The organism is Actinoplanes sp. NPDC051411, from assembly GCF_040682075.1.
In the GTDB taxonomy this organism is placed as follows: Bacteria; Actinomycetota; Actinomycetes; order Mycobacteriales; family Micromonosporaceae; genus Actinoplanes.
Map to the genome: position 1 here is coordinate 1 of NZ_JBFBAD010000136.1, position 26,555 is coordinate 26,555.

Genomic DNA, 26,555 nt, shown 5'->3' on the forward strand with positions numbered 1-26,555 from the left:
ATGCTCGACGCACTCATCCAAGCCGCCACAGGAAACCCCTGGATCCCCACCACCAGCTGAAAAACACAGCGTATCCGGGCACCTATCCAGTCACGCCGGCGGAAGCATTCGAGTACGCGTCGGCGGCGGCCCGGCGGGCGGCCGAAATGTCGGCCCATCGCGAGGCGGCCGAATTGTATCGGCGCGCCCTTCGAAACGCCCCGGCCGGCCTTTCGCCGGCTTTGCGGGCGACTCTGCTCACCGAGATGGCCGACGAATTGCTGCCGGCCGACCGGAATGCCGAGGCCGCCGACTGCTATGCCGAGGCCTACCGGCTGCACCAGGAGGTGAACGACCCGGTCGCGGCGGCGGCCCTGGTGCCGGACTGGGTCGCGGTCCGGCACCTGCTCGGCGCCGATCTCGCCGAACGGACGGGCGCGCTGCGGGGAGCGCTTCCGCTCATCGCGTTCCGCGATGATTCAAAAGCCCGGGAGATACGCGCGAACATCCATGCCGCCCTCTCGGCCGCCTACATGCTCGATCGCCGCCTGGCCGAGGCGATCGAGGACGGGGAGTTCGCGCAGTCGATCGCGGTCGAGGACTGCGACCGGGCCATGAGGTGCAACATCGACGCCACGCTCGGCTCGGTGTTCCTGTTCTCGGGCCGCATCGACGAAGGCCTCGAATTGCTGGAGGGGTCGATTTCCCGCGCGGCCGGATGGCGTTTCGAGGGGCAGGCCGCCCGCGGCTACCGCATGATCGGATCGTCGGCCTCGATGCTGGTCGAATATCCCACCGCCTTGCGGTGGCTGGGCGACGGGATCGCGTACGCCGAGCGGGTCGAACAATTCAGCGACCGGCACTACATGACGGCCCACCTGGCCCACGTGCACTGGGCGGTCGGGGACTGGGACCGCGCGCTTTCCCTGGCTCGGCAGGCGCTGGCCGACGGCGGCGGCATCACGACCCGCATAACGGCGCTGCACGTGCTGGGATTCGTCGCCTTCGGGCGCGGCGAATTCGAGTCCGCGTCGGCGTTGCTGACCGAGGCGGCGTCGCTCGGCGAGGGCATGCGGGAATTGCAGCGACTGTCGCCGGCGTGGTGGGGACTGGCCGAGACGGCTCTGCTGTCGGGCTCCCCGTCCGAAGCGGTGGCGTGGTGCGAGAAGGGATTCGAGGCGTCGGCCCGGGTGCGGGACGCGGCCTATCTCTTTCCCTATCTGGTCACCGGGGTGCGGGCCCATTTGGGTACGTCGGGGGCGACGGCGGCGCGGGAATGGCTTTCGCGGACCGCGGAGATCGTCACCGATCGGGGCATCCCGGGGACTCTGGGGGCGATCGGGCACGGGTGGGGGCTCATCCATCGGCACGAGGGGCAGACCGGTAAGGCGCGCTCCGAGTTGGAGGCGGCCGAGGGGTTCTGGCGGGGGCGGCGGCGATTCTGGGAGGGCGCGGCGGCTCGAGTGGATCGGGTGCTGTGTTCGTCGCCGGGTCAGGCCGCGCTGTTGCTCGCTTCGGCACGGCACGAGTACGCCTCGGTCGGGGCGCCTTTCCCCGAGCCCGCGCTTTCCGGTTCGCATTCCGGATCGCTTTCGGCCCGGGAAATGGAAGTGGCAAGGTTGGTGGCGGCCGGGATGACCAACCGGGAGATCGCCGCGGCGCTGACGATCGCCCTCAAGACAGCCGCCGCCCACGTCGAGCACATCCGCACCAAGCTGGGCTTTTCCCGCCGCTCGCAGATCGCGGCGTGGGTCGTCGCACAGGGCTGACCCGGTGAGGTAATTCGATCGGGTTACGTCAAACGGGCCATAGCTCCCGGTCTATCCAATTGGACACAATCGGAGCATGAGCGCCCCTGGCAATACGATCTTGATCATCGCCTTGCTTGCCCTGTTCGTCGCCTGCTGCGGCTACGCGGCCGGCCGCATCCACCAACGCCGGCAAACCGGCGGCGACCGGGAGGCGGCGTACCGCGACGGATACGAGAAGGGATCTCATAGCGTCTTCAGCCTGGCCGCCCGCGTGATCGTGCCCCGACGGCCGGTCCGGGCCGCGGCGCCGGTGAAGCCGGAGTCCGAGGCCCGCGACGAGACGACGCTGTTGCCGAAGATGTCGTCATCTTCGTCGCTGCCTTCGTCCTCGCTGTCGTCGTCCTCGCTGTCTTCGCCGTCGCTGTCCTCGTCCTCGCTTTCGCCGTCGCCGTCGGCGTCGCTGTCTTCGTCGGCGCTGTCGTCGTCCTTGCCGTCTTCGCCGTCGCTGTCGTCGTCTTCGCTGTCGTCGTCCTCGCTGTCTCCGTCCTCGCTTTCGCCGTCGCCGTCGCCGTCGCCGCAGGTCTTTCCCCAGCCTTCGCCGCAGGCCACGCCGCCGCTCTCCGCGCAGCCGGCGCCGCATTCGGCGCCGTCGCCCTCCGGGTATCCCGCGCCGCACTTCGCGTTTAGGCGGCCCGCGGCGCACTCCACGCCCGCGCTCCCGGCGCAGCCCGCACCCCAGGTTTCGCCGCACTCCACGCCCGCGCTCCCGGCGCAGCCCGCACCCCAGGTTTCGCCGCACTCCGCGCCCGCACAGCCTGCGCCAGATCCCGCGCCCGCGCCGCACTCCGCCGCCCCACTCCCCGGGCAGCCCTCCCCGCACTCGGTGCTTCCCCTCCCCGGGCAGGCCTCCCCGCACTCCGTGCCCCTCCCCTCGCAGCTCTCGCCGCGGGTTCCGGCCGCGGCCCGCTCTCTTTTCGATGCGGGGATCAGCCAGATGGGCTTTCCGGTGCCGCCGCCCCCGCCCGACGGAACCGTCCCGGAACCCTCGGCGGTCGGCGGCGTGCGCTTCCAGCGCTTCCCGGACCCCCGCACCGGCGGCGAGACCACCGTGCTCCCCGACATGAGCGACCGCGCGGCCCGTCCGGCGGAAGACGCGACCCCCGCGGAGACCGACAACGTCCCCGCGCCTCGCCGTGCGCCCGGCCACCGGGCTCCCGACGAGGAGGACACGGTCTCCCCTCCGCCCGCCGACGAGCCCGACGCCACCTCCTCCGGGCGGCACACGGTCCCCGAAGAGCTGGTCAAGGCCACGACCTACCGCCTGCCGCCGGACCGCGTCTTCCGGGCCAAGGTCCGCGAAACGACCGCCACCCCCGACGAGCCGACCGCCAAGCTCGTGCCCAAGCCGCGGCAGTCGTGAAGTTGTCGTACCCCGGTCGTAGGGTGCCCGCATGGTCACCGTCGATGACGTCCGCCAGGTCACCCGCGACCTGCCCCGCAGCTCGGAGCACCTGATCCGCGACCGGGTCAAGTTCCGGGTGGGCAAAATCGTCTATGTGGCCTTCTCCCGCGACGAGACGGTCATGGGCTTCGGCTTCCCCAAACTGGAGCGGGCCGCCCTGGTCGAGGCCGAGCCGCAGATCTTCCACCTGCCGGGCGAGTCCGACATGCGCTTCCACTGGGTTCAGGCGTGGATGGCCGAGCTCGACGAGGAGCGCATGACCGAGCTGGTCCTCGACGCGTGGGCTATGTGCGTGCCGAAGAAGGTGTGGTCGGCCTACCTTCCGCGGCTCGCCTGACCAGCACCAGCCCGCCGTCCCCGAGCACGACCTCGCAGACGAAAGGGGCCGCGGCCGGCGCGGCGGTGAGACCCGGCCCGAGCAGGGCCTCCAGATCCGCCCGCGGCGGACGACAAGGAACCCGCACCGAGGTCACCACCCCGCCCTGCTCGGTCGCGGCCACCTCACGGCCGGCTCCCAGCGCTTCGAGGACGGCGCCGGCCGGGCCGGGTGGCGCGGTGCACAGCCGGTGCGCCCAGTCGGCGACGACGATCGCGTCGACGACGCCCCGGCTGCGCCGCGCCTCGCTCCCGGCACGGAGCTGGTCGGCGGTGGGCGCCGGCCCGAGCCAGGGCGCGGGCCAGTCGTCGAGGTCGAACGCCGGCCGGTAGTCGACGAACAGCGTGTAGAGCGGCTCAGCCGGGAAGTCGTTGACGCGCAGGCGCAGGTCGACACCGTCGTGGCTGGCCCGATAGGGGAACTCGCCGTCGGCCGTGCGCTGCCAGGCGATGGGCTCCCCGGCGTAGTCCATGCCTATCCGAGCCGGGGTGGGCCGGCGGCGATGCGGGCCTCGATCTGGGCCATGCGCTCAGGGCTGTGGTGGGGCATCTCCCAGCGGGTCTCCAGCCACCACGTGCAGCCCGCCTCGGCCCACGGCCTCACGATCTCGGCGGCGGCCCCGGCGTCGGCCGGTGTCTCGCCGTCGACGATCACGTCTTGCCCGGGGCGGTCGAGCCACGCGCGCATCTCGCCGAGCCGGGCCGGTGTGTCGGCGCCGCTCGGGATCACGCCCTCGCAGCGTTGCCCGCGCCGCAGGGATTTCGGTCGCGGCCATACGGCCACGACCCAGATCGGTACGGGATTTTGCACCGGCCGCCCCACTGCGGCCAGGTCGTCGCGGCCCACCGCGTACGAATAATGGGTGCCCTGATAGCTCAGCCCGCCGGCCCAGAGGGCCCGCATCAGGTCGATGCCCTCGTCCATCATGGCCGCGCGGGTGCGCAGGTCGAGCTCCTCGCCGGTCAGCGGCAGATCGGTGGTGACCGCCCCGACCCCGACCGCCAGCACCGCCCGCCCGCCGCTCAGCTGGTCGAGGGTGGCGACCTGGCTCGCCACCTTCCACGGCCGCCGCCACGGCAGCGGCGTCAGCATGGTGCCAAGCTTGACCCGCGAGGTCGCGGCCGCCATCGCCGCGAGCAGACTCCACGCGTCGACCCCGTAGGCCGCCTCCCACACGAACACACCGTCCCACCCGGCGCGCTCGGCCAGCACGGCCTGTTTCAGCTGCTCGGGTGCAGTGCCACCCGGGAGCACCACGCCACACCTGAGGGTCATACGGCCCAACCTAGCGGCCCCCTCTGACACGATGCCTGGCATGACCGCGATCGCACGCCTCGGCGCCGTAGCCCTGGACGCCCCCGACCCGGCCCGGCTGGCCCGTTTCTACCGGGAGGTGCTCGACCTCCAGGTCGTCTTCGAGAACGACAGCTTCGTGGCGCTCAAGGGCGCCGGCGTCCTCCTGACCATCCAGCGGGTGGCCGGCCTGCCGCCGGCCACGTGGCCCGAGGGCGACATCCCCAAGCAGATCCACCTCGACCTCGCCGTCGACGACCTCGACACCTCCGAGAAGGCCCTGCTGGCAGCCGGCGCGGTGAAAGCGGAAACCCAGCCCTCCCCGGACCGCTGGCGCGTCCTGCTCGACCCGGCCGGCCACCCGTTCTGCGTCACGACCCTGATTCCCGAGGTGTAGCCCCCGGGACCAGCTCGATGATCGCCGATTACCGCTAGCCGAAATTCGCCCCCGAGTGTCCATTGAGCCAAGTCGGACGCCTTGTGGGTGATACCCGGCGCCCGCGACCGCCGCTACGGTGAGGAGCCTCGATTCCGCAAGGGAGCACAACGAGGGGTTGCGCAGGTGCCGACGTATCGGTTCAGTGTGCCGCCGGGTTGGCCGGTGCCGCCCGCCGATTGGACACCGCCCGACGGATGGAGTCCCGATCCGTCGTGGCCGCCGGCGCCACCGGGCTGGCAATGGTGGGTCCCCGCGAACGATTCGGCTCCGCCAGATCGTGGCCGCGTGGATGTGCCGGTGATCGCCGGCCGCGCGTCGGTGTTGCGGGCCTACAACGCCGAGGCCGACAGCTGCGTCGCCCGCGTCCGGCCATATCGCCTGCACACCACGATCGAACGCCTGGACAAGGTCGCACACACCATCACCCGGCTCGGCAAGACCATGGGTATCCGCGTCGCGCCGGACTATCACCGGCTACGGGTGCAGGAGATCACCCTGACCGCGGACTACCGCGCCAAACAGGACGAGGAGAAGGAACGTATTCGCGAGGAACGTGAACGTCAACGCGACGAGCGGGCCGCGCTTGCCGAGTTCGAGCGGGAGAAGGCTCGTTTGGCCAAGGAGCAGTCCCACTACCAGGCCGCCCTGGCTAAACTGCATGCCAAAGGCGATACCGCGGCAGCAGCCGAACTCCAGACCCGACTTGCCGAGATCGGCGAGGCGATTGCCGGCGTCGAGGCGCGTGAGGCCAATACCCGCGCTCTGATCTTCAGCGACGATGCCGTCAGCCTGGAAACCCGGCTGCACGCCGCGCTGGCCGACCACCGCGTCAACAAGGTCAACGCCCGTCGTGAATTCTTTTACCCCAGTCCGGCGCAAGTCCGCGACCTCCTCCAGCAGATCGCCGGCCAGCACCTGCTCGCCTACCACGACACCGCTGAGGCCCTCGAATGGCGGGCCAGTGGCACGCACGCCCGACCCACGCAACAGCCCTCGACGGCATCGGCATGATGTTGTCCGGGACGGACGTGGTTCAGCGCCGCCGGGAGTCGAGTGCGGCGACGCGGCGGGGGCCGGCCGTGCGCCGGTAGCTGGCGTCGAGCAGTTCCTCGACTTCGGTCCAGTCGGTGTCGTCGGTCAGGTCCAGGCCGATCCAGCCGGAGGCGCCGAGGTAGGCCGGTAGGTAGCAGCGGTCGTCCTCCAGCAGCGCCTCGCGTTCGGCGGGCTCGATCAGGATCAGCGCCGACTGCTCGTGCCGCTGGTAGGCGCCGTCGATTTTCACCGAGCCGCCGTAGTAGGCGAAGACCTTGGTGGTGAAGAAGGCGGGGTGTCCGTGGGAGATTTTCTCGGCCGCGTCGGGGAAGTTCAGGGCGAGCCCGCGGAGCCGGCCGAGGAGTGGGTCCGCCTGGTCGAACATGATGGGATGCGCCATGTCAGAGGGTAAACACAGGACCGGCCGACCGTGGGGGCCCGAAACCGGATCATAGGGTAGGGCCGATGGATACCGTGGGAATCGTGAGTCCGGGCTTCATGGGCGCCGGGCTTGGTGGGGCGCTGCGGGCCGGCGGGGCGCGCGTCGTGGCGACCGTTGACGGGCGGTCGGCGCGGACCGGACGGCTTGCCGAGGAGGCCGGGCTGGAGTTGCTGCCGGCGCTTCGCGATGTGGTCGAGAGCGCCGATGTCGTGCTGGTCGTGACGCCGCCGGGAGAGGCCGTCGGGGCGGCGAAGGCGATCCGGGGCGCGGCTGAGGCGGCCGGGAGCAGTCCGCTCGTGGCCGATCTCAACGCGGTCTCGCCGACCACGATGGCGCGGGTCGAGGAGGAGCTGAAAGGTCTTCGCCTCGTCGACGGGTCGATCTCGGGTCCGCCGCCGAGCGATCGGCCGGGCGCCCGGCTGTACCTCTCCGGGCCGGAGGCCACCGTGATCGCCGGCCTGCCCTGGGACGGCCAGGTCGAGCCGATCGTGCTCGGCGACCGGGTCGGCTCGGCGAGTGCGCTCAAGATGTGCACCGGGGGCGTCTACAAGGGACTGACCGCGCTGATCACACAGGCGATGCGGACGGCGGGTGCTTACGGCGTACTCGAAAAGGTTCTTTTTGATCTTGAAAGCAGCGGGCTGGCGCAGACCGCCGGGGTCGCGCGGTCGGCTACGAAGGCGTGGCGGTTCGTGGATGAGATGCGGGAGGTCGCGGCCACCCAGGAGGCGGCCGGGCTGGCGCCGGAGCTGTTCGCGGCGATCGCGGAGATCTATGCCGGGGTGTCGCGCACCGAGCTCGCTCACGGCGACCCCGAGTCGGCGCGGGAGCTGTCGGCGGCCGAGGTCGTCCGGCTCCTCCAGCAATAGCGGGTGGTATCGGGCGGAACAACTCCGACATCGATGTCATACTGGGGCCCCGACACCGAATTCACCCCGGAGCGCCATGCCCGCCGACGATCCCTCGGTCCGACGGCCGACGCTCACCCAGGTGGCGGCGCTCGCCGGGGTCAGCCTCAAGACCGCCTCCCGCGCGCTCAACCGGGAGCCCAACGTGGCGCCCTCGACCGGGCAGCGCGTGCTCGACGCGGCCGACCTGCTCGGCTACCGGCTCAACGGGATCGCCCGTGAGCTGCGGCGGGGTGCGACCAGCGCGCTGGTCGGGCTAGTCAGCGGTGACCTGGCCAACCCGTTCTATTCGGCCGTGGCCAGCGGCATCGAGCGCGAGCTGCGGCAGCACGGCCTGCTGCTGGTGACCGCCAACAACGACGAGGACCCGGAGCTCGAGCGCAGCCTGGTCGACGCGTTCCTGGAGCGCCGGGTGCGGGCGCTGCTGATCATCCCGAGCGTGGGCGAGCACGACTACCTGTCGATCGAGGGCAGTCACGGCATCCCGTTCGTCTTCCTCGACCGGCCGCCGGACGGGGTGAACGGCGACGCCGTGCTCATCGACAACGTGGGCGGCGCCCGGTCGGCGGCCGAGCACCTGCTCGCCGGCGGCCACCGGCGCATCGCCATGGTCGCCGACCTGGCCCGGATGGCCCCGCAGCGGGGGCGCATCGACGGGTTCGTCGCGGCTATGCGGGCGGCCGGCAACACGGCCTGGGAGCCGTACGTGCGCACCGACATCCACGACGTACGCCATGCCGAGCGGGCCGTGCGCGATCTGCTCGAGCTCGATCCGGCGCCGACCGCGTTCTTCACCACCAACAACCGGCTGACCACGGGCGCGCTGCGGGCGATGCGGGACGTCGCCGAGCCGCCGGCCCTGGTCGGTTTCGACGACTTCGACCTGGCCGACGTGCTCGGCACGACCGTGGTCGCGCACGACATGACGGCGATCGGGCGGGAGGCGGCCCGGCTGGCGTACGAGCGGATCAGCGGGCACACCGGCCCGGCCCGCACGATCGTCATCTCGACCTCGGTCGTCCCGCGGGGGTCCGGCGAAAGGCCACCCCGATAACATTTCGGGACCGCCCGTTCGGGGAGGAGGCGCCACCCCACCCCGGGCCATAGGGTGAGTTTGTGGCCCCCGAAGAGCAGCGCACCAGCGACTTCGCGATGCGCATGGCGTTCGCTCTGGAGAAGGATCCGACCGAGGGCCCGCGCCGCACCCACGTCACGCTCAAGATCATTCTGGTCACGCTGGCCTGGCTGGTGGTCGTGCCGCTCATGGTGGCGTACGGGATGACCGGCAAGCACCGCGGTGACGAGGTGTTCACGCTGGCCGCGCTGGCCAACCTGGTGCTGCCGTTCTCGGCCGCGGTCATCGCGACCCGCAACAAGCGCTCCGGTGTCGCCGGGCTCTACATTGTCCTCACCCTGCTGATGATCCTGCCCTCGTTGGTGATCGGTCATGCCGGCTGACAAAAAGGCGGCCAAAGAGGAGCGCGACGGCGTCCCCCTGACCAACCTCGACCAGGAGCTGTTCGAGGGCGCGGGCGCGACCAAGCGCGACCTGATCGACTACCTCGACGCGATGTCCGGGCGGCTCCTGCCGGTGCTCCACGACCGGCCGCTGTCGGTGATCCGCCTGCTCCGCGGGCAGGACCAGTTCATGCAGAAAAACCTGCCCAAATACACCCCCGACTGGGTGCCCCGCACCGAGGTCTGGGCCGAGGCGTCCCACCGCCAGGTGACGTACGCGTTGTGCAACGACCGCCGCACGCTGATCTGGTTCGGCAACCAGCGCGCGGTCGAATACCACCCCGCGCTCATGCTCGCCGGGCAACACCATCCGACCCACCTGATCATGGACCTCGACCCGCCCGAGGGCGGCGACTTCGGCCAGGTCGTGGCGACGGCCCGGCTCGTACGCCAGGCGCTGGCCGACGCCGGCCTGGCCGGCGCCGTCAAGACCAGCGGCTCCAAGGGCCTGCACATCTTCGTGCCGCTCACCGACGACGCCGCGACCGAGGACGTCGCCGCCGCGACCCGGGCCGTGGCGGTGCGGGCGGAGAAGCTCGACCCGCAGCTGGCGACGACCGCGTTCATCCGGGAAGACCGGCACGGCAAGGTCTTCCTCGACGCGACCCGGTCGGGCGGCGCGACGGTCGTCGCGGCCTACAGCCCCCGCATCCGCCCCGGCGTGCGGGTGTCGTTCCCGCTCCCGTGGGACGCGCTCGACGACATCACCCCGGCCGACTTCACGATTCACAACGCGCCGGGCCTGCTCGGCGACGACGACCCGTGGGCCTCCTCGATGCCCGCGCCGCAGCCGCTCGACCCCGGCCTGGTCGCCGAGGGACACACCATCCCGGTGGCCCGGGTGCAGGCCATGCACGAGGGAAAGCGCCGGGCCAAGGCCCGGCGGGAGGCTGACGGCTAGGAGACGAGGTCGCGCCAGAAGGGTACGGTCGGGCGCCGCCCCGCGCTCTCGGAGGCCGTTCCGATGCCGAACTCGCGGGCGATCCAGTCCTCCAGGTCGTCGCCGTACGGGACGATGTCGGTCTGATAGATCGACAGCACGGGGTGACCGCTCAGGCCGGCGGGCAGATAGCGGTGCGAATACAGCGGCACCATCCGCGGCACGGTCATCAGGTAGCGGCGGGCCACCTCCACCGCGTCCTCCATCCGGGCTTGGCGCGGGCCCCAGCCGTCATACCAGAAGTCGTTCTGGGCGACGTCGAAGAGCACGCCCTCGACCGGTGCGGTCAACCGGTCTCTGATCGCCTGCCGGTCGGCGTCGCGCCAGTCGGGCCAGCCCCGGCCGGACGGCAGCCCGGCGGCGAGGAAAGCGCGGTGGTCGTCGGCGAAGCGGAAGCCGAACTCGTCCTCGATGCGGGAGAACTCGGCGTCGGACAGGCCGGGCGACAGAGGGAAACGCCCGGAGCTCGCAAGGAGGTCCACGTCGATACCCTATGTCCTGTGTAGGGTCCGTGTCGTGCGACGGGTCCTCGTCTATGGCGTCACCGGTTCGGGGAAGTCGACGCTCGCCCGGCTGGTGGCGGAGCGACTCGGGTTGCCGTTGGTCGAGGTCGACGAGCTCACCTGGGAGCCGGGCTGGGTGCCGGTCCCCAAGGAGGTTCAACGCGAGAGGATCACGGCGATCTGCGCCGGCGACGACTGGGTGCTTGATCACGCGTACGGAAGCTGGCTGGATGTTCCCCTGGCCCGCGCCGACCTCGTGGTCGGTCTTGATCTTCCCCGTCTCACGTCGTTGAGCCGGCTGGTGCGGCGCACGCTGGGCCGCATCGTCCACCGCACGCCGATCTGCAACGGCAACGTGGAGAGTTTCCGCGAGATCTTCCTGCGCCGCGATTCGATCCTGCTCTGGCACTTCAAGTCGTTCGCCCGCAAGCGCGCGAGAATCCGCCGGTGGGCGGCCGATCCGTCGTTTCCCTCGACGATGGTGGTGTTGCGCTCGCCGGCCGAGGTCGAGCAGTGGGTGGCGTCGTTAGGCACCGGCCCGGCGTAGGCGTTCCACGCAGGTCGCCGTCCGGCCGGTCTGGTCGGGCCGGGCCTTGACCGCGACCTCGCGGCCGTCGGCCAGCCGCGGGCCGAAGACCTCGGACAGGTGGGCCGAGGAGTGCAGCACCTCGGCCGGTTCCGACCCGAGGTGATCGCGGCACCACGGCACCAACCAATCCGGCGACATCGGACGAATCTATCGCGGGCCCGGGCCTTGCCCATTCCTTCATTGACAAGTAACGATGCCTGGAGGTCTCGCCGGACGTTCGGAGGACACATGAGACGGCTACGACGGGGTGCCGCGACGGCGGCTCTGAGCCTGGTAGGAGCGCTGATGATCGGAACTCCCGCGCACGCGGTGGGTGGGGCCGCGGGGTTCTCGAGCTCGTTCGAGGCCGGCGACCCCCAGCCCGCCTGGACCGACACCGCGGAGCGGGCGGGTGGCGTCGACGGGACGATCGCCATCGGGATGCCGGGGACGCTGCGCAACCACGTCACCGATGTCACGGTCAGCCGGAACGCCAACTCGGTCGAGGTCGGCACCAATCTCAACGACGGCGACGCGACCAGCAAATGGCTCGTCGACACGCCGACGAGCTGGGCGCAGTACACACTGGACGGTCAATATACCGTCGTCAGATATGCCCTGACCTCGGCCAACGACGCGCCCGAGCGTGACCCGCAGGCCTGGACGCTGGAGGGCTCGAACGACGGCGGCGCGACCTGGACGACCGTCGACACGGTCACCGGGAACACGTTCGATCGGCGTTTCGAGACCAAGACGTTCGACGTGGCGAATCCCGGCCGCTTCGCCGTCTACCGGCTCAACATCACCGCTCATCCGTCGGGCAATCTGACCCAGCTGGCCGACCTCGACATCGCGGACGCGAACGTCACCACGCCGCCGCCGTCGCCGATGCAGAGCCGGATCGGGAACGGGCCCGCGAGCTCGCCGACGGCCAAGGCGGGCGCCGGATACAGCGGATTGAAAGCGTTCCAGATCGCCGGGCGGCACACCGTCGACGGGCGGGGCTTCTCCTATAACAAAGTGTTCGACGTCAAGCTGAAGGTCGCCCCGGACACGCAGCTGTCGTATCTGGTGTTTCCCGAATTCAACCGTGACGACCTCAGCAACCCGGCGACGTATACCGCGGTCGATCTGCACTTCACCGACGGAACCTATCTGTCCCAGCTGAAGGCGGTCGACCAGCACGGCATCGTGGTCAGCCCGAATGCTCAGGGCGCGTCGAAGACGCTCTACACGGCCCAGTGGAATCAGCGGACGTCACGGATCGGGAACGTCGCCAGGGGAAAGACGATCGACCGGATCCTGGTCGGTTATGACAAGCCGAGTGGGCCGACGAGTTTCCGGGCCTGGTTCGACGACATCAAAATCACCCGCGCTCCGGCAGCCGGCCGAAAGTCCCACTTGTCGGATTATGCCGACACTCGCCGGGGCACGCTGAGCAGCGGCGACTTCTCGCGCGGCAACAATTTCCCGGCCACCGCCGTGCCGCACGGCTTCAACTTCTGGACGCCCGAGACCGACGCCGGCTCGACCAGCTGGCTCTACCAGTGGTCGCGGCAGAACAACGCCGACAACCGGCCGACGATCCAGGCGTTCGCGGCCAGCCACGAGCCGAGCCCGTGGATGGGTGACCGGCAGACATTCCAGTTCATGCCGTCGCCGGCGCCGGGCGTTCCCGACGCGGGCCGGGCCGGGCGAGCACTCGCATTCAGTCACGACAATGAGATCGCGAAGCCGTACTACTACGGGGTCACGTTCGACAACGGGATGAAGACCGAACTCGCGCCCACCGACCACGCGGCGATATTCAAATTCACCTTTCCGCCGGCCGGCGGGAACCTCATCCTCGACAACGTCAACGACAACGCGGGACTCACCATCGACCCGGCCGGCGCCGCCGTCAGCGGCTGGTCGGACGTCAACAGTGGGTCACTCTCGGCGGGATTCACCCGCATGTTCCTGTACGCGACGTTCAACGAGCCGATCGTCTCCAGCGCCATGCTGCCGACCGGTAACCGCCCGTCGACCGGCTACGTGAAATTCGCCTCCCCGACGGTCACCATGCGGGTCGCCACCTCGCTGATCAGCGTCGCGCAGGCCAGGCACAACCTCGACCTGGAAATCGCGCCGAACTCCACCCTCGATCAGGTGCGAGAAAGAGCCCGCAAACTGTGGGACGCCAAGATGCACACGATCGAGGTCGAGGGCGCGTCGCCGGACCAGCTGACGACCCTCTATTCCAACCTGTACCGGCTGTTCCTCTATCCGAACTCGGCATTCGAGAACACCGGCACCACCGCCGAACCGGTCTACCGGCACACGGTGCAGTCGGCGGTGACCAGCCCGGCCAGCACGGCGACCGAGACCGGCGCGCCGGTCAAGGACGGGAAGGTCTACGTCAACAACGGGTTCTGGGACACCTATCGCACGACCTGGCCGGCCTATTCGCTGCTCACGCCGAGTGACGCGGGTCAGATGGTCGGCGGCTTCGTGCAGCAGTACGAGGACGGCGGCTGGATCTCGCGCTGGTCCTCCCCCGGATACGCCAACCTGATGGTCGGGACCAGTTCGGACGTGGCCTTTGCCGACGCGTACCAGAAGGGGGTCAAAGGTTTTGACCCTGCGACCGCCTATCAGGCGGCGCTGAAAAACGCGACGGTCACGCCACCCAACGACAACGTGGGCCGCAAAGGGCTGGCGACGTCGATCTTCAAGGGATACACGCCGAGCGATGCCACCGGCGAGGCGATGTCGTGGGCGATGGACGGCTACATCAACGATTTCGGTATCGCGAACATGGCTTCGGCGCTGGCCCGGAAGACCGGCGACAAGCGCTATGCGGAAGAGGCCGAATACTTCCGGAGCCGAGCCCAGAACTACGTGAACATGTTCGACCCGAACGTCGGATTCTTCCAGGGTAAGGATGCGAAGGGGAACTGGCGGCTCGGGCCGACGCAGTACGACCCGCGGGTGTGGGGCTACGACTACACCGAGACCGACGGGTGGAACATGGCGTTCCACGTGCCGCAGGACGGCCAGGGCCTCGCCGACCTGTACGGCGGCCGGGACCAGTTGGCCAAGAAGCTGGACACGTTCTTCGCCACCCCCGAGACGGCCACGTTCCCCGGTTCCTACGGCGGAACCATTCACGAAATGCTCGAGGCCCGCGACGTCCGGATGGGCCAGTGGGGGTTCAGCAATCAGCCGTCGCACCACATCCCCTACATGTACGACTATGCCGGCCAGCCCTCGAAAGCCCAGGCGCTCGTCCGGGAGGCGTTGTCGCGTCTCTATCTGGGCAGCGAGATCGGCCAGGGCTATCCGGGCGACGAGGACAATGGCGAGATGAGCGGCTGGTACGTCTTCAGCGCGCTCGGCTTCTATCCGCTGCAGATGGGCAGCCCGAACTACGCGATCGGGTCGCCGCTGTTCACCAAGGCCACGGTTCACCTGGAGAACGGCAGGAAGATCGTCATCAATGCGCCGAAGAACAGCGCGTCGAACGTCTACATCCAGGGCCTGAAAGTGAACGGGAAGGCGTACAACTCGACCTCGTTGCCGCATGCGCTGCTGGCCGGCGGGGCAACGCTGGACTTCGCGATGGGGCCGCACCCGTCGTCGTGGGGCAGCGACGGGCCGCCGAAGTCGATCTCCGCACCGAGCCTGACCGACCTCACCGGGCCGGGCGTGGCCTCCGAGCCGGCACTGGTCGACGACACCAGCGCCACCCGGGCCACGCTGACCGGCGACTTCACCTACACCTTCAACAGCACCGGCGAGAAGGCCACCTTCTACACGCTGACCTCGTCGAACACGACCGGAACCGACCCCACGTCGTGGACCCTGAAGGGCTCCGCGGACGGGGTCACCTGGACCACGATCGACACCCGGGCCGACCAGACGTTCGACTGGCGGCTCCAGACCCGGCCGTTCAAGATCGCCAAGCCGGGCGCGTACAAGTACTACTCACTCACCGGTGTCACCGGCACCTCACTGGCCGAGATCGAGCTGCTCGGCTGATTAGAGTGGACGGCATGTCCGATGATCAGCTCTGGAATGCCGTCCTGGCAACCAATCTGGGGACGCTCGCCACCATCAAACGGGACGGGCGCCCCCAGCTTTCCGACATCAACTACTGCGCGGCGCCGGGCCTCATCCGGTTCTCCACCCGCACCGCCCTGGCCAAGGTCGCCAACCTGCGGCGCGACCCGCGCGCCAGCCTGAAGATCACGGCCCCGCAGGGGTACGCCGTGGTCGAGGCGACGGCCGAACTCTCCGAGCCGTCGAAGGCGCTGGACGACGCCACGGTCGAGGAACTGATCGAGGTCTACCGCCTGGTCGGCGGCAAGGAGCACCCGGACTGGGACGACTACCGCCGCGCCATGGTCGCCGACGGCCGCCTGGTCGTCCGCCTGCACGTCGAGCGGCTGTACGGCTGGGTCATGTAAACCCCGGACAACGGCCTTCGAAGGTACCCGGCGCGGTGGACGCTCGGACAGGAAGAGAATTCGCCGCGCCTCATCCAGCACCGGATGAATGATCTAGCAAAGCCGCAGGAAGAACCGGTCGAATAGACCGAAGGCAACGTGGCAATCTGCAATATGGCACCTTATTTGGCGGACTACGGGTCATAGTCATTCATGCATGCAATAGTGGCGCACCGATGTTTCATCACCCATTATTGGCGCATGAGGAAGGGCCTCATGTCGGCGACGCCTGCCCGGCTTCGCTGAGCCCAGCCCTGGAGGGTCGGGACATGACCGGAGGCAAGGTAGCCGCGTACAAACCACGTGCAATCGGCCGTGTCGCCGGCTGGTCCCTGTGCATTATCGGTATCACTTTGATCACCCTGCTCGCCGGCGTCGGAGTGGCCGTGGTACTGAGTGGACAGGTCGCCAGTGATCAATGGAACCGGCTGAGCGACGTGGGCCAGACCTTCGGCGCGCTCAGCTCTATTATCAGCGGCCTCGCCTTCGCTGCTCTGGTGGTGACCGCGAGGATTCAGTTTCGCGACATGCAACAGAACCGGCTGGAGATCCGGCAACAGGTCGAATTCATGGCGAGGAGCCAGTCCGAACTCCACCGCACGGCCGAACTCCACCACGTCGAGATCCTTCTGCGCATCCTGAAGATGAGCATCGACGATCCGGTGCTGGCTGAGGTCTGGCCTGAGTACGAGCCCGGACTCTCCGAGGAGAAGAACCGGCAATACCTCTACGCCAACATCATCTATCAGTTCAACTGGGCATCATCACAGATGAACGAGTTCACCGAGGACCAGGTCCTCGACAATATGCGCTACCTGTTCACCAGCCGGTTGATGCGCGACTATTGGGCAGCGACCGCGCGGGGGCGGAAGTCGCTGCGTCCGGGCAGCGAGGAATACGAGTTCAGCCGGCATGTGGACGAGATATGCCGGGAATTCGAGCACGTTGCGGCCAACATCACCAGGACCCGACTTCACAGGCATCCCGAAGCCGCCTGAGTCACCGCGCGGGGATGTCCCCGCGGGCCGCGACAAGCGTTTCCCTGGTGATGACGACAATGCGTTCGTAATCCGCGCGAGCCGCACCGACTGGAAGCTTTGCGTCCAGCTCGTCGGTGAGATCGGTACCGATTACGGCGAAGCTTCCATCGCTCAACTCGAAGATGTCCGGGCATGTGGCATTGCTCAGGCTTCCCCGCTCCTGCGGTGTTAGCCCCAGACGCCGCACGATCTCCATAGTGTCCCCCTCGAATCGGGGCGCACAAATGCCGATCCCGATGCCGCCGGCACGCCTGCCGGCGCGCGCTACACGGCCGAATTTATCCCATGGCACGAGGAGTTGAGTCAAGTTTGCGGCACGTCGCGGTGAATACCCGGAACGGGTCTCCGCCCGCCGCTCCCGCCTCGCCCCGGGCGGCCGTCACCGCGGGCGCGGAGGTGACGAGAGAGTGTTCAACTGCCGACAGTCGTTGACATCGTGATCTGTGCATTGAAGGTTGGGGATCGACATCCACTAGTGACTCAGCGCCTCGAAAGGTGCGAGATGACGATCCTCCACCCAGCACGCCGCTGGGCTGCCGGGCTGACCGTGGTGCTGACCGCGGCCGGTGTGGCGGCCACCAGTAGTCCCGGCCCAGCCGAAGCGGGTCACCGTCCCGCGGCGACGCCGGTTGTTCTGTTCAGCTCCGACGGCATGCGGCCCGACCTGATGCAGCGCTACGCCGCCACCGGCCAGATGCCCACCTATGCCGACCTGATGCGCCACGGTGCGACCGGCGACAACGGCCTCTCGCAGGGCTTCCCGCCGAACACCGGCCAGGGTTGGTACACGATGGCCACCGGCGCGGGCCCGGGCGTGCACGGCAGCACCAACAACACGTTCTTCGACAACCGGCAGCCGTTCACGAGCTCGACCTCGTTCAGTTTCCACGGCAACGGGGCGAGCCCGGGCAGCGACCCGACCAATGTGCTCGAGGCCCAGTCGGTCGCGTCGAGTGCCGAGCTGGCCGGCAAGAAGGTCGCCCAGCTGGAGTGGACCGGCGGCCTGAACGCCAACATCAACGGCCCGACGGTCGACTACGCCACCTTCTATTCCCAGCGGGGAGTGCTCGAATACCCGGCCAACGCCGCCAAGCAGGCCAGTGCGGCCAGTTTCGGACTGTCCTACCAGGTCGCCGCGTTCACGCCGGCGAGCGGCTGGACCAACGTGCCGGCCGACAAAGATGCGCAGCAGACCACGGTCACGGTGACGAGCACGTCCGCCGCGCTGAACCCGACCCGCACGTACGACCTCTACGTCTACGCCAGCGGCCACAAGGGCTACGACAAGGTCGTCATGGTTCCGAGCGAGGCGGCCAAGGACGGCTCGAAGGCGGCGGCCAGCCTGACCCCAGGGGTCTACAGCCCGGTCAAGGGAAAGCTGATCGGCAGCGCGGCCGGGGAGACTGCCGGCTTCTACGTCGACGTCACCAAGCTGGCCCAGGACCTCAGCAGCTTCCAGCTGTACTTCACCAGCGTCACCCGGCCCAACGCGCACTGCGCCACCGCGGCCTGTAACGCGCTGCCGGCCGGTGCGCCGGGCGAGGACAGGCTGGCCAAGTACATCGCCGACAACCTGCCGCCGGCCATCTTCGGCGACTTCGCGCCGGAAGAGGCCGGCCTGATCGACGAGGACACCTGGTTCCAGCAGACCGTCGGTCTCAACCAGGCGTACGACCTGGCGGTCTTCAACTACGTGCTGAAGACGCTGCAGCCGGACACCGAGGTGCTGTTGGCCGGCACCGACCAGACCGACGAGGTCAGCCACCAGATCCTCGGCCTGCTCACGCCGACCGCGCCGGACGGCAGCAAGAACCCGTACTACGACCGGGTTGCCGGCAGCGGGCCGCGCGACAACCGGCTCGCCCAGCGCGAGGGCTACCTGCGCGGCGCCTACCACTCGGCCGACGCCCGGCTCGGCCTCGTGCGGTCGATCCTGAGAAACCCCGACATCCTGGCCTCGAGCGACCATGGTTTCGCTCCCCAGTGGTACGCGGTGGACGCCCCGCTCGTACTCAAGCAGCTCGGTCTGCAGGACGTGGAACAGACCGGTAACTGCCGTCCGGCCGCGGCCAGCCAGGCCGGCAAGACGATCGCCAAGGCGTGCTGGGCCGGTGGCACCACCCAGATCTACCTGGATCTGAAGGGCCGCAACCCGGACGGCGTGCTCGACCCGGCCGACTACCGGTCCACGGTCGACAAGATCGTCGCGGCGTACCGGAACCTGAAGGACCCGGCGACCGGGAAGTCGGTCATCGAGAAGGTCCTCACCAAGCCGGAGATGGCCGACGTGCAGGGCGGCGACTCGCTCAACCCGACCCGCACCGGCGACGTCGTGGTGGTCAGCAAGGTGCCGTACGAGTTCGACGGCAACAAGGTCGGCACGCTGGTCGCGCCGTCGCAGTTCTTCGGCCAGCACGGCTACCTGCCGGAGGACGTCGATCTCCAACACAACATCAACATGCACGCGACGTTCGTCGCCGGCGGGCCCGACATCGCTCACGCTTCTTGCGTACGCGGGGTGCGCGCGATCGACCTCGCGCCGACGCTGGCCGTGCTGGGTGGCTTCAACCCGCCGCTCCAGGCCCAGGGCAGTGTGCTGACGTCGGTCCTCAAGGGCGGGTCGCGCTACTCGACCGGTCAGCTGCTGGCGATCAACGACGTGCACGGCAACCTGACGTCGGACGGGTTGACCTACACCGATCCGTACACCGGCGTGAAGGACACCGCCGGCGGGCTCGCGGTGCTCGCGGCGTACCTCAAGAGAGCGCAAGCGAGCGACCCGCGCGACACCGTCACCGTCGCCGCAGGCGACATGGTGGGCGCGAGCCCGCCGGCCTCCGGGCTCCTGCGTGACAAGCCGACGCTGGACGCCCTCAACAAGATGGGGATCGATGTCGGAACGCTGGGCAACCACGAGTTCGACCGGGGTGTCCCGGAGATGCTCCGACAGATCACCGGCGGCAGGTCGACGGTCGATCCGTCGATCACGTTCGACAAGTTGAACTTCCCGATGGTCGACGCCAACGTGATCAGCGACAAGACCGGCAGGCCGCTGCTCCAGCCCTATGTGATCAAGCAGGTCGGCGGGGTGCCGGTCGCCTTCATCGGCGCCACCACGATCACCACGCCGTCGATCACGACCACCGGGGCCACCGACGGGGTGCACTTCACCGACGAGGCGACCGCGATCAACGGCCAGGTTGCCGCCTTGAAGAAGCGTGGCGTGCACGCCTTCGTCGCGGTGGTGCACGAGGGCGGTTCGCAGTCCTCGTTCCCCGTGGGGACCGTCAACGACCGGATCAGCACGATCGCGTCGGCGCTCGACCCGTCGGTCTCGGTGGTGATCAGCGGGCACAGCCACACGGTCGTCGACACGCGGGTCGGGCACGCGCTGGTGATCCAGGCGTCGTCGTACACGCGGGCGTTCGACCAGGTCAAACTTCTCCTGGACCGGTCGTCGGGCACCATCGCGGCGACGTGGGGTTCCGTGGTTCCGGTCTGGGAGAACACGCCGCCGGCGTCGACCGACCCGTCGGCCCCGGCGGTCGCGCCGGACCCGGCGGTCAAGAAGATCGTCGATGCCGCCGTGACCGCGACCAACCCGATCACGCAGCAGGTGGTCGGTACGGCCGCGGCTCCGGTTCCCTCGCAACGCGAGGGCGGTGCCACCCCGGCCGGCGAATCGCCGGCGGGTGATCTGATCGCGGACGCTCAGCGGGCGTACGCGAAGACGCAGCTCGCGTTCGTGAACACCGGCAGTGTGCGGGCCGGTTTGACGGCCGGCCCGGTCACCTACGGGTCGCTGTTCACGATGCAGCCCTTCCAGGACGACTACCTGGACACGTTCTCGCTGACCGGCGCCCAGGTGTGGGCCCTGCTCGCCCAGCAGCTGGCGCCCGGCACCGGCGGGATCATGCAGATCTCGGGGCTGCACTTCACCTACTCCGGCACCACGATCACCGGGGTGTGGCTGGGTGCGGCGGGCGACAACAGCACGCCGATCCCCAATTCCCCTTCGACGTCCTACACCGGCACGGCGAACTCGTTCATGATGGGCGGCGGTGACGGCTTCACCGTCCTCACCGGAGCCGCGAACATCGTCCAGACCCCGGACGCCGAGCTGGTGCCCCTGGTCTGGTTCGTGGGCACCCTGCCCGACCCGTTCACCTACACCACCGACGGCCGGATCGCCGTCGGCTGACGCCTTCGCGACGGAGGGGCCGGCCCGGTTCGGGTCGGTCCCTCTTTCTGTCATACCGCCGTGTTTCTGTCATACCGCCGTGGCAGGGTGCTTCCCATGCCGAAGACGCAGTACTACACCGCTACCACGATCGACGGCTTCATCGCCGACTCCGACAACTCGCTCGGCTGGCTCTTCGAGGCGGAAGACGACATCAACCGCAGTCCCTTTCCCGCGTTCTTCGCCGACGTCGGCGCTTTCGCGATGGGCGCCACGACCTACGAGTGGGTGCTCGAGCACGACTCGATGCTCTCCCGGCCGGCCAAGTGGCATGAGTATTACGGCTCCGTGCCGTGCTGGGTCTTCACCCACCGCGACCTGCCCCCGATCCCCGGTGTCGACCTCCGTTTCGTCTCCGGCGACGTCCGCCCCGTGCACGCCGAGATGGCCGCCGCCGCGGGCGACAAAAACCTCTGGGTCGTCGGCGGCGGAGAGCTGGCCGGCCGGTTCGCCGACGCGGGTCTGCTCGACGAGCTGATCCTGGGCGTGACTCCGGCGACGCTGGGGGCCGGGGCACCCTTGCTTCCGCGCCGGCTGACCGCCTCGCGACTCTCGCTGACCGATGTCGAGCGCCGTGGCCAGTTCGCCTACCTGACCTACGCCCTGGCCGCCCCTCGGTGAGCTAGCCCGCGCCGGTTCCCCGGGCCGACCGGTGCACCCAGAACGCGGTGGCCAGGCCGGCCGCGGTGACGACCAGAAATCCCACGCTCGTGCCGCCTTCCGGGAGCGCGGTCAAGCCGAGCAGCGCGGCGACCCCGAGCGCGTTTCCGAGCTGGGCCGCGGTGTTGAGCAGTCCCAGGGCGGCACTGCCCGACTCGCCGGTTCCGACCGTCGACGCGGTACCGATCGACGTGGCCCCCACCGACGCGAGCCCGAGTCCCGCACCGGCGATCGACATCGCCACCACGATGACGGGAATCCGGTCGTGCCGCAGCGCGAGGATCAGCCCGCCGGCGGCGATGGCGAGCAGACCCAGCACGGTCGGCCGCACGGAATCGGACGTCAGTGCCGGCAGCCGCGACAGAACTGATCCGATCACCACCGAACCGCTGAGGGGCATCATCGCGACGGCGGCGGTAACAGGCGACAGGCCCAGGGCGTTCTGCAGGAGCAGCACGACCACGATCGCGATGCCGCTGGTGGTCGCCGTGTTCACGAACGAGACCGCGCTTCCCATGCGCAGGTGGGCGTCGCGCAGGCCGGCCCGCGGAACCAACGGTTCGGCCGCCCGTCGCTGCTGGGCGCCGAAGGCGGCACCGAGGGCCGCTCCCACCACCAGACCGGCCGACCCGAGGGCGACCCGGCCGTCCTGCAGAACCGACGCGGCACCGACGATCGCCATGATCGCGGCGGTGAGCAGCACCGCTCCCCACACATCCAGGCGCACCCCCGGATCGGCCGGGTCGGCGGGCACCAGCAGAAGAACCCCGGCGATCAGCACGACCGTGATCGGCACATTGATCCAGAACACCCAGTGCCAGCTCAGCGCCTGAGTGAGGCCGCCGCCGACCACATAGCCGAGGACACCGGCGACCGCCCCGCCGGCGCTCCAGCCGGCCAGCGCGGTCCGGCGGCGCCCGGGCTGCGGGCTCAGACGAAGCAGAACCCACATGGCCGCCGGCACACAGAGCGCGGCGGCCGCACCCTGCCCGATGCGGGCGGCGACGACCTGGCCGATGGAATGCGCGGTGCCGCCGGTCACGGCGGCCAGACCGAACACCGCCAGACCGGCGAGAAGGACGCGACGGTGTCCATATCGATCACCGAGCCGAGCACTGAGCAGCAGCAGCCCGGCGAACACCATCGCGGCCGACGCGGCCACCAGCGTGGCCGCGCCCGGAGGCGCGCCGGTGTCGGCGATCAGCGCGGGAATCGCCGGCGTGACGCTGGTGACCACCAGAACATCGACCAGCTGGACGCCCCACAGCACGAGCAGCTGAACCACCCAGCGCCGGTTGCTCGTCCGCGCCTCCGTGGCCATCGCGCCAGCCTAAAGCCTTCCCCCGGTTTTCTCAGGCGCGGGCGCCGCCGTCGACCCGGAGCACCACGCCGGTCACGAACGACGCGCGATCGCTGAGCAGCCAGGCCGCGGCCTGGGCGATCTCATCCGGGTCGGCCTGCCGGCGGAGCGGGGTGTGCGAGACCAGGCGGTCGACCAGACCCGGCGAGTCGGCCTCCCACGCGTCGATCATCTCAGTGCGGGTATTGCCCGGGGCGATCGCGTTGACACGGATGTTCTCCGGACCGTAGCTGATCGCGGCCGACTCGGTGAGGCTGTTGACGGCGCGCTTCATGGCACCGTAGGCGGGCAGTTCGGGGTTACCCGTGAGACTGCCGACACTGGAGTTGTTGACGATCGCGCCCGAGCCGGCCGTGGCCCGGATCGCCGCCACCTGGGCGACCATCGAGAGCCACACACCGCGCAGGTTCACCTCGTAGAGCCGGTCGAAGTCGTCCAGCGTCACCCGGTCGACCGGACCGGGCGGAGAGATCGTGGCGGCGTTGTTGAAAGCCACATCGAGCCGGCCGTACAGCTCGACGGCCCGGCCGACGGCGGCGCGCACGCTCGCCGGATCGGCCAGATCGCACACCACGTAATCGGCGACGCCGCCGGCCGAGCGGATCTCCTCGGTCACCGTCTTGAGCTGCTCCTCGGTGCGTGCCGCCAGCAGCACCTTGGCCCCCTCCCGGGCGAACAGCCGGGCCGCGGCCGCCCCGATCCCCCGGCCGGCCCCGGACACGAACGCGACTCTGTCGTTGAGCAATGAAGTCATGTGCCAAACCTCGGGCCGGCCGCGACGGCTATCCAGGCATCCGCGGTACCTGGCTGGGCCACCCTTCGCGGCGCAGACTGGGACCGTGGATCGACAGGAACTGGCCGGCTTCCTGCGCAGCCGGCGCGAACGCATCAGCCCGGCCGACGTGGGACTCCCGGCCGGACGGCGCCGCCGCACCCCGGGGCTGCGCCGCGAAGAGGTGGCCCAGCTGGCGTTCATGTCGACCGAGTACTACACCCGCCTCGAGCAGGGCCGCGCGCCACGACCCTCGCGCGAGGTCCTCGCCGGGCTGGCCCGCGCACTGCGCCTCTCCGACGCCGAACGCGACCACCTGCACCACCTCGCCGGCGAGCCGCCCGCCCCGCCCACCGGCCCGTCCCGCGAGGTACGCCAAAGCATCCTCGACCTGCTCGCCCGGCTCCCCCAGGCCGCCGCCACGGTGATCTCGGCCGGCTTCGAGGTGATCGCCTGGAACGACCTGGCGGCGGCCCTGATGGAGGACTTCTCGGCGCTGCCCCGCCGCGACCGCAACCTGGTCCGCAAGGTGTTCCTGGGCAACCGCCGCCTCTACGGGGTCTCGGACGCCGACACGTTCGCCCGCAACTCGGCCCGGCGGCTGCGGGCCACGGTCGCCCGCTACCCCGACGACCCGGAACTGGCCGGCCTGATCCGCGACCTGCTCGCCGGGAGTGCGGAATTTCGCGAGCTCTGGGAGTCGCACGACGTCTCCGACGAGCCGACGATGGTCAAGACCTTCCGGCATCCGGTGGTCGGTCCGATCACGGTGAACTGCGATGTCCTCGACATCGCCGATCGGGATCAGCGGCTGGTTATCTATACCGCGGTGCCTGGCTCTCCGTCTGAGGAGGGCCTGCGCCTGCTCTCGGTGATCGGCACCCAGAGTATGGAGGCTGTCGGTTAGCCACGGCCGAGGGGGGAATCCGGGCGGTGCGGCCGGTTGCGGGTGGACGGAATTCGAGGGGAGGGTGACCAAGGTCGAGGTAAAGCGTCTAGTTCGATCTTGGTCACCCTCCCCTCGAATTCCTTGCCTACTCACGGTCAGCTGGCGTCAGGCCGGATCCTTGTCTCCGCAGCGCAGGCGTTGCCTCGCGCTGGGCGATCCCGTCTGGCTTTCGGTGACCCCTGCGGTCAGTGGGCACGCCAGGGGATCCTGTCGGGCGGGGCCGCGCTGGGTGGGTGGTACTTCGGCCTCAAATCGCCCGCTTGCTCGGGTTGGTGGTTACTGGGCTGATCGGTGGTCAAGGTGGTGGGTCGGTCACGCCGGCTCGGGGGTCAGCTTTAGGCGTTCACGACCCACGAATCTGTGATGTCCCCACGGCCACGCGCGAAGCTTAAGCGCTTGGTTACGTCGAGCCTGTAACCGCCGGCGCTCTTGCTGGGGGTCAGCTTTCGGTGTCCACAATTGGGCCCAGCCCGCCGTCATGGTGTCGGCGACGCGTGAAAACTGACCCCTCCTGAAGATCGGGAGGTGTTGAACGTGGAGGACTGGGCGGAGATCCGCCGGCTTCACCGGGCAGAGGTGTGCCGATCAAGGTGATCGCCAGGAAGGCTCGAGATCTTGCGGAACACGGGGCGTAAGGCGTTGGCGGCGGCGGAGGTGCCGTATCGCCGTGCGTGAAGGGATCGATCGTGGATACGGTCGAGCCGCAGATCCGTGTCCTGCTGGCCGAGACACCGTTGTCCGGCCCGGACCTGCTGGACGGGCATGGGCAGTTGTTGTCGCGGCTGCGGGCGGCGCCTAGAACGCTGGTCCGGGACAACGAGTCCGCAGCTGACCGCGACGATGAACGCGTTCCGTGGCACTTCGATCGGGCTGGACATCCGGGCCTGTCAGGGCGGGCACCGGGTCGCGTTCGCGACCGCCGCGCAACGGGTGGCCCGGCTCGCCGACGCCCACCCGGCCGGAACCCCGCAGACCTCATCGTCAGCAGCAACAAGCCCATCGGCAAAGCGGACATGTTCGCGGGAATGTATGTGCGGTGGCGCCGAGGTTTCACGGGTTCGCGGCATCGTCGCCCGGCGTAGCACCCAGGTGTCCGTCGGTCTCAACAAGGTCGTCGGCGACTTCGCGGATTTGCGGATCAGCGCTGGCACGGGCGCGTTTCACCAGTTCACGTAGCACTTCCCAGGCTTGGAGATGCTTCAGGAGTTCGGCGAGGCCTCGGTATTCGTCATCGTCAGCGAGATCCAGTCGCGCGATCACCTTCTGGGGCAGTTCGGGGAGACGCCCAGATCGCCAGGCGGGAGCGATAGCTTGACGGGCTGCCAGCCCAACGATGCGACCCGGAAAGTTCAATCAGGCGGTCGAACACCGCCGGTACGTCGTCAGACAGTGCCGCCAGAAAGCAAGCGCGACACCTTGATCCCACGAATGTCCATCCAGCGCTCGAGCAATGATGTCGACGCGCGATCTCGCGTGTTGGTAGAAGTCCGCGCGGCGACGTGCGCGTTCCTGTTCGGCCGCGATGAGTGCGCCCCACAACTGCTCGTCGTCGGCTTGTTCAGTCCCGTTTCCTCCAGCTCGTCTGACATGCGCGTCCGCTCGACGGCATCGGCGACATATTTCAGCAGTGCTCGGAGATCCACACCGAAGGCGGCCGTCACGTCGGGCGAGCGCGAGATGCCCCACGGCCACGCGCAAAGCTTTAAAGCCCTTGGTTGCCCTCAAACCTGTACCACCGACGTTTTTGAATGACCCAAAGCCCGGGTAAGCGGGCGATTTGAGGCCGAAGTACCACCCACCCAGCGCGGCCCTGCCCGACCGACCCTCCTGGCGTGC

27 protein-coding genes and 1 pseudogene are annotated in these 26,555 nt (G+C 69.1%); 18 read left to right on the top strand and 10 right to left on the bottom strand.

Annotation, left to right across the window (positions count from 1 at the left end; translation table 11 throughout):
• Nucleotides 1-1,748 (top strand): LuxR C-terminal-related transcriptional regulator (locus tag AB0M88_RS44150; protein WP_364112623.1); only part of this gene is annotated, 1,748 nt, incomplete at its 5' end.
• Nucleotides 1,749-1,973: 225 nt separating this feature from the next.
• Here the strand turns inward: AB0M88_RS44150 and AB0M88_RS44155 are convergent.
• Nucleotides 1,974-2,438 carry a hypothetical protein gene (locus tag AB0M88_RS44155; protein WP_364112625.1) on the bottom strand — a complete coding sequence of 155 codons (465 nt, stop codon included), beginning with the start codon at nucleotides 2,436-2,438 and terminating at the stop codon, nucleotides 1,974-1,976.
• Nucleotides 2,439-2,724: 286 nt separating this feature from the next.
• On the opposite strand from AB0M88_RS44155, the gene AB0M88_RS44160 reads away from it, so the two are divergent.
• Together AB0M88_RS44160 and AB0M88_RS44165 are read left to right on the top strand one after the other, a co-directional pair.
• Nucleotides 2,725-3,150, top strand: a complete 426-nt coding sequence (locus tag AB0M88_RS44160; RefSeq protein ID WP_364112627.1) for a hypothetical protein — start codon at nucleotides 2,725-2,727, stop codon at nucleotides 3,148-3,150.
• 31 nt (nucleotides 3,151-3,181) lie between these two features.
• A complete protein-coding gene (locus AB0M88_RS44165; protein ID WP_364112629.1) occupies nucleotides 3,182-3,529 on the top strand; it encodes an MmcQ/YjbR family DNA-binding protein in 348 nt (115 codons plus the stop codon).
• On the opposite strand, the gene AB0M88_RS44170 is transcribed toward AB0M88_RS44165, so the two are convergent.
• Nucleotides 3,477-4,040, bottom strand: coding sequence for a hypothetical protein (locus AB0M88_RS44170; RefSeq protein WP_364112631.1), 564 nt, complete (start codon nucleotides 4,038-4,040; stop codon nucleotides 3,477-3,479). The two genes, AB0M88_RS44165 and AB0M88_RS44170, sit on opposite strands and share 53 nt — an antisense overlap.
• A gap of 2 nt (nucleotides 4,041-4,042) precedes the next feature.
• Nucleotides 4,043-4,843 (bottom strand): LLM class flavin-dependent oxidoreductase, encoded by an 801-nt coding sequence (locus AB0M88_RS44175; protein WP_364112633.1) that lies wholly within the window; start codon nucleotides 4,841-4,843, stop codon nucleotides 4,043-4,045.
• Between the two features lie 40 nt (nucleotides 4,844-4,883).
• On the opposite strand from AB0M88_RS44175, the gene AB0M88_RS44180 reads away from it, so the two are divergent.
• Together AB0M88_RS44180 and AB0M88_RS44185 are read left to right on the top strand one after the other, a co-directional pair.
• A complete protein-coding gene (locus AB0M88_RS44180) occupies nucleotides 4,884-5,258 on the top strand; it encodes a VOC family protein (protein ID WP_364112635.1) in 375 nt (124 codons plus the stop codon).
• Nucleotides 5,259-5,585: 327 nt separating this feature from the next.
• A complete protein-coding gene (locus tag AB0M88_RS44185; RefSeq protein ID WP_364112637.1) occupies nucleotides 5,586-6,311 on the top strand; it encodes a DUF4041 domain-containing protein in 726 nt (241 codons plus the stop codon).
• Between the two features lie 22 nt (nucleotides 6,312-6,333).
• On the opposite strand, the gene AB0M88_RS44190 is transcribed toward AB0M88_RS44185, so the two are convergent.
• Nucleotides 6,334-6,732: an MmcQ/YjbR family DNA-binding protein gene (locus AB0M88_RS44190; protein ID WP_364112639.1), complete on the bottom strand. Its 399-nt coding sequence runs from the start codon at nucleotides 6,730-6,732 to the stop codon at nucleotides 6,334-6,336.
• 65 nt (nucleotides 6,733-6,797) lie between these two features.
• Here AB0M88_RS44190 and AB0M88_RS44195 point away from each other — a divergent pair, with 65 nt between their 5' ends.
• From AB0M88_RS44195 to AB0M88_RS44210, 4 genes are all read left to right on the top strand, one after another.
• Nucleotides 6,798-7,643: a DUF1932 domain-containing protein gene (locus AB0M88_RS44195; RefSeq protein WP_364112641.1), complete on the top strand. Its 846-nt coding sequence runs from the start codon at nucleotides 6,798-6,800 to the stop codon at nucleotides 7,641-7,643.
• A gap of 76 nt (nucleotides 7,644-7,719) precedes the next feature.
• Complete coding sequence (locus AB0M88_RS44200; protein WP_364112643.1) at nucleotides 7,720-8,736, top strand: LacI family DNA-binding transcriptional regulator; 1,017 nt, start codon at nucleotides 7,720-7,722, stop codon at nucleotides 8,734-8,736.
• A gap of 62 nt (nucleotides 8,737-8,798) precedes the next feature.
• Nucleotides 8,799-9,140, top strand: coding sequence for a hypothetical protein (locus tag AB0M88_RS44205; RefSeq protein WP_364112645.1), 342 nt, complete (start codon nucleotides 8,799-8,801; stop codon nucleotides 9,138-9,140).
• Nucleotides 9,130-10,101, top strand: coding sequence for an ATP-dependent DNA ligase (locus AB0M88_RS44210; protein WP_364112647.1), 972 nt, complete (start codon nucleotides 9,130-9,132; stop codon nucleotides 10,099-10,101). The genes AB0M88_RS44205 and AB0M88_RS44210 overlap by 11 nt, the downstream gene beginning before the upstream one ends.
• On the opposite strand, the gene AB0M88_RS44215 is transcribed toward AB0M88_RS44210, so the two are convergent.
• On the bottom strand, nucleotides 10,098-10,622 hold the full coding sequence (locus tag AB0M88_RS44215; protein ID WP_364112649.1) for a hypothetical protein: 525 nt from the start codon (nucleotides 10,620-10,622) through the stop codon (nucleotides 10,098-10,100). The two genes, AB0M88_RS44210 and AB0M88_RS44215, sit on opposite strands and share 4 nt — an antisense overlap.
• Nucleotides 10,623-10,656: 34 nt before the next feature.
• On the opposite strand from AB0M88_RS44215, the gene AB0M88_RS44220 reads away from it, so the two are divergent.
• Complete coding sequence (locus AB0M88_RS44220; RefSeq protein ID WP_364112651.1) at nucleotides 10,657-11,190, top strand: AAA family ATPase; 534 nt, start codon at nucleotides 10,657-10,659, stop codon at nucleotides 11,188-11,190.
• Here AB0M88_RS44220 and AB0M88_RS44225 read toward each other — a convergent pair.
• Nucleotides 11,170-11,370 (bottom strand): hypothetical protein, encoded by a 201-nt coding sequence (locus AB0M88_RS44225; protein WP_364112653.1) that lies wholly within the window; start codon nucleotides 11,368-11,370, stop codon nucleotides 11,170-11,172. The genes AB0M88_RS44220 and AB0M88_RS44225 overlap by 21 nt on opposite strands.
• 147 nt (nucleotides 11,371-11,517) lie before the next feature.
• Here AB0M88_RS44225 and AB0M88_RS44230 point away from each other — a divergent pair, with 147 nt between their 5' ends.
• The 3 genes from AB0M88_RS44230 (at nucleotide 11,518) to AB0M88_RS44240 (ending at nucleotide 16,696) form a co-directional block, all read left to right on the top strand.
• On the top strand, nucleotides 11,518-15,231 hold the full coding sequence (locus AB0M88_RS44230) for a GH92 family glycosyl hydrolase (protein WP_364112655.1): 3,714 nt from the start codon (nucleotides 11,518-11,520) through the stop codon (nucleotides 15,229-15,231).
• 14 nt (nucleotides 15,232-15,245) lie between these two features.
• Entirely contained in the window at nucleotides 15,246-15,659 is a 414-nt protein-coding gene (locus AB0M88_RS44235; protein WP_364112657.1) for a PPOX class F420-dependent oxidoreductase, read from the top strand.
• Between the two features lie 308 nt (nucleotides 15,660-15,967).
• Nucleotides 15,968-16,696 carry a DUF6082 family protein gene (locus AB0M88_RS44240; RefSeq protein WP_364112659.1) on the top strand — a complete coding sequence of 243 codons (729 nt, stop codon included), beginning with the start codon at nucleotides 15,968-15,970 and terminating at the stop codon, nucleotides 16,694-16,696.
• A gap of 1 nt (nucleotide 16,697) precedes the next feature.
• On the opposite strand, the gene AB0M88_RS44245 is transcribed toward AB0M88_RS44240, so the two are convergent.
• Nucleotides 16,698-16,934 (bottom strand): hypothetical protein, encoded by a 237-nt coding sequence (locus AB0M88_RS44245; protein WP_364112661.1) that lies wholly within the window; start codon nucleotides 16,932-16,934, stop codon nucleotides 16,698-16,700.
• Nucleotides 16,935-17,240: 306 nt separating this feature from the next.
• Here AB0M88_RS44245 and AB0M88_RS44250 point away from each other — a divergent pair, with 306 nt between their 5' ends.
• On the top strand, nucleotides 17,241-20,939 hold the full coding sequence (locus AB0M88_RS44250) for a 5'-nucleotidase C-terminal domain-containing protein (RefSeq protein WP_364112663.1): 3,699 nt from the start codon (nucleotides 17,241-17,243) through the stop codon (nucleotides 20,937-20,939).
• Nucleotides 20,940-21,035: 96 nt separating this feature from the next.
• Nucleotides 21,036-21,599, top strand: coding sequence for a dihydrofolate reductase family protein (locus AB0M88_RS44255; RefSeq protein WP_364112665.1), 564 nt, complete (start codon nucleotides 21,036-21,038; stop codon nucleotides 21,597-21,599).
• A 1-nt stretch (nucleotide 21,600) separates the two neighbouring features.
• Here AB0M88_RS44255 and AB0M88_RS44260 read toward each other — a convergent pair whose 3' ends face one another.
• Nucleotides 21,601-22,959, bottom strand: a complete 1,359-nt coding sequence (locus AB0M88_RS44260) for an MFS transporter (RefSeq protein WP_364112667.1) — start codon at nucleotides 22,957-22,959, stop codon at nucleotides 21,601-21,603.
• Nucleotides 22,960-22,990: 31 nt separating this feature from the next.
• Nucleotides 22,991-23,752, bottom strand: coding sequence for a glucose 1-dehydrogenase (locus AB0M88_RS44265; RefSeq protein WP_364112669.1), 762 nt, complete (start codon nucleotides 23,750-23,752; stop codon nucleotides 22,991-22,993).
• A gap of 85 nt (nucleotides 23,753-23,837) precedes the next feature.
• Here AB0M88_RS44265 and AB0M88_RS44270 point away from each other — a divergent pair, with 85 nt between their 5' ends.
• Together AB0M88_RS44270 and AB0M88_RS44275 are read left to right on the top strand one after the other, a co-directional pair.
• Complete coding sequence (locus tag AB0M88_RS44270) at nucleotides 23,838-24,677, top strand: helix-turn-helix transcriptional regulator (protein ID WP_364112671.1); 840 nt, start codon at nucleotides 23,838-23,840, stop codon at nucleotides 24,675-24,677.
• Nucleotides 24,678-25,580: 903 nt separating this feature from the next.
• Nucleotides 25,581-25,682, top strand: a pseudogene (locus tag AB0M88_RS44275) (IS21-like element ISAau2 family helper ATPase IstB); the annotation flags it as partial.
• An 87-nt stretch (nucleotides 25,683-25,769) separates the two neighbouring features.
• Here the strand turns inward: AB0M88_RS44275 and AB0M88_RS44280 are convergent.
• Nucleotides 25,770-25,979, bottom strand: a complete 210-nt coding sequence (locus AB0M88_RS44280; RefSeq protein WP_364112675.1) for a hypothetical protein — start codon at nucleotides 25,977-25,979, stop codon at nucleotides 25,770-25,772.
• Between AB0M88_RS44280 and AB0M88_RS44285 the strand changes: the two genes are divergently transcribed.
• Nucleotides 25,914-26,471 carry a hypothetical protein gene (locus AB0M88_RS44285; RefSeq protein WP_364112673.1) on the top strand — a complete coding sequence of 186 codons (558 nt, stop codon included), beginning with the start codon at nucleotides 25,914-25,916 and terminating at the stop codon, nucleotides 26,469-26,471. The genes AB0M88_RS44280 and AB0M88_RS44285 overlap by 66 nt on opposite strands.
• The last annotated feature ends 84 nt before the right edge of the window (nucleotides 26,472-26,555 follow it).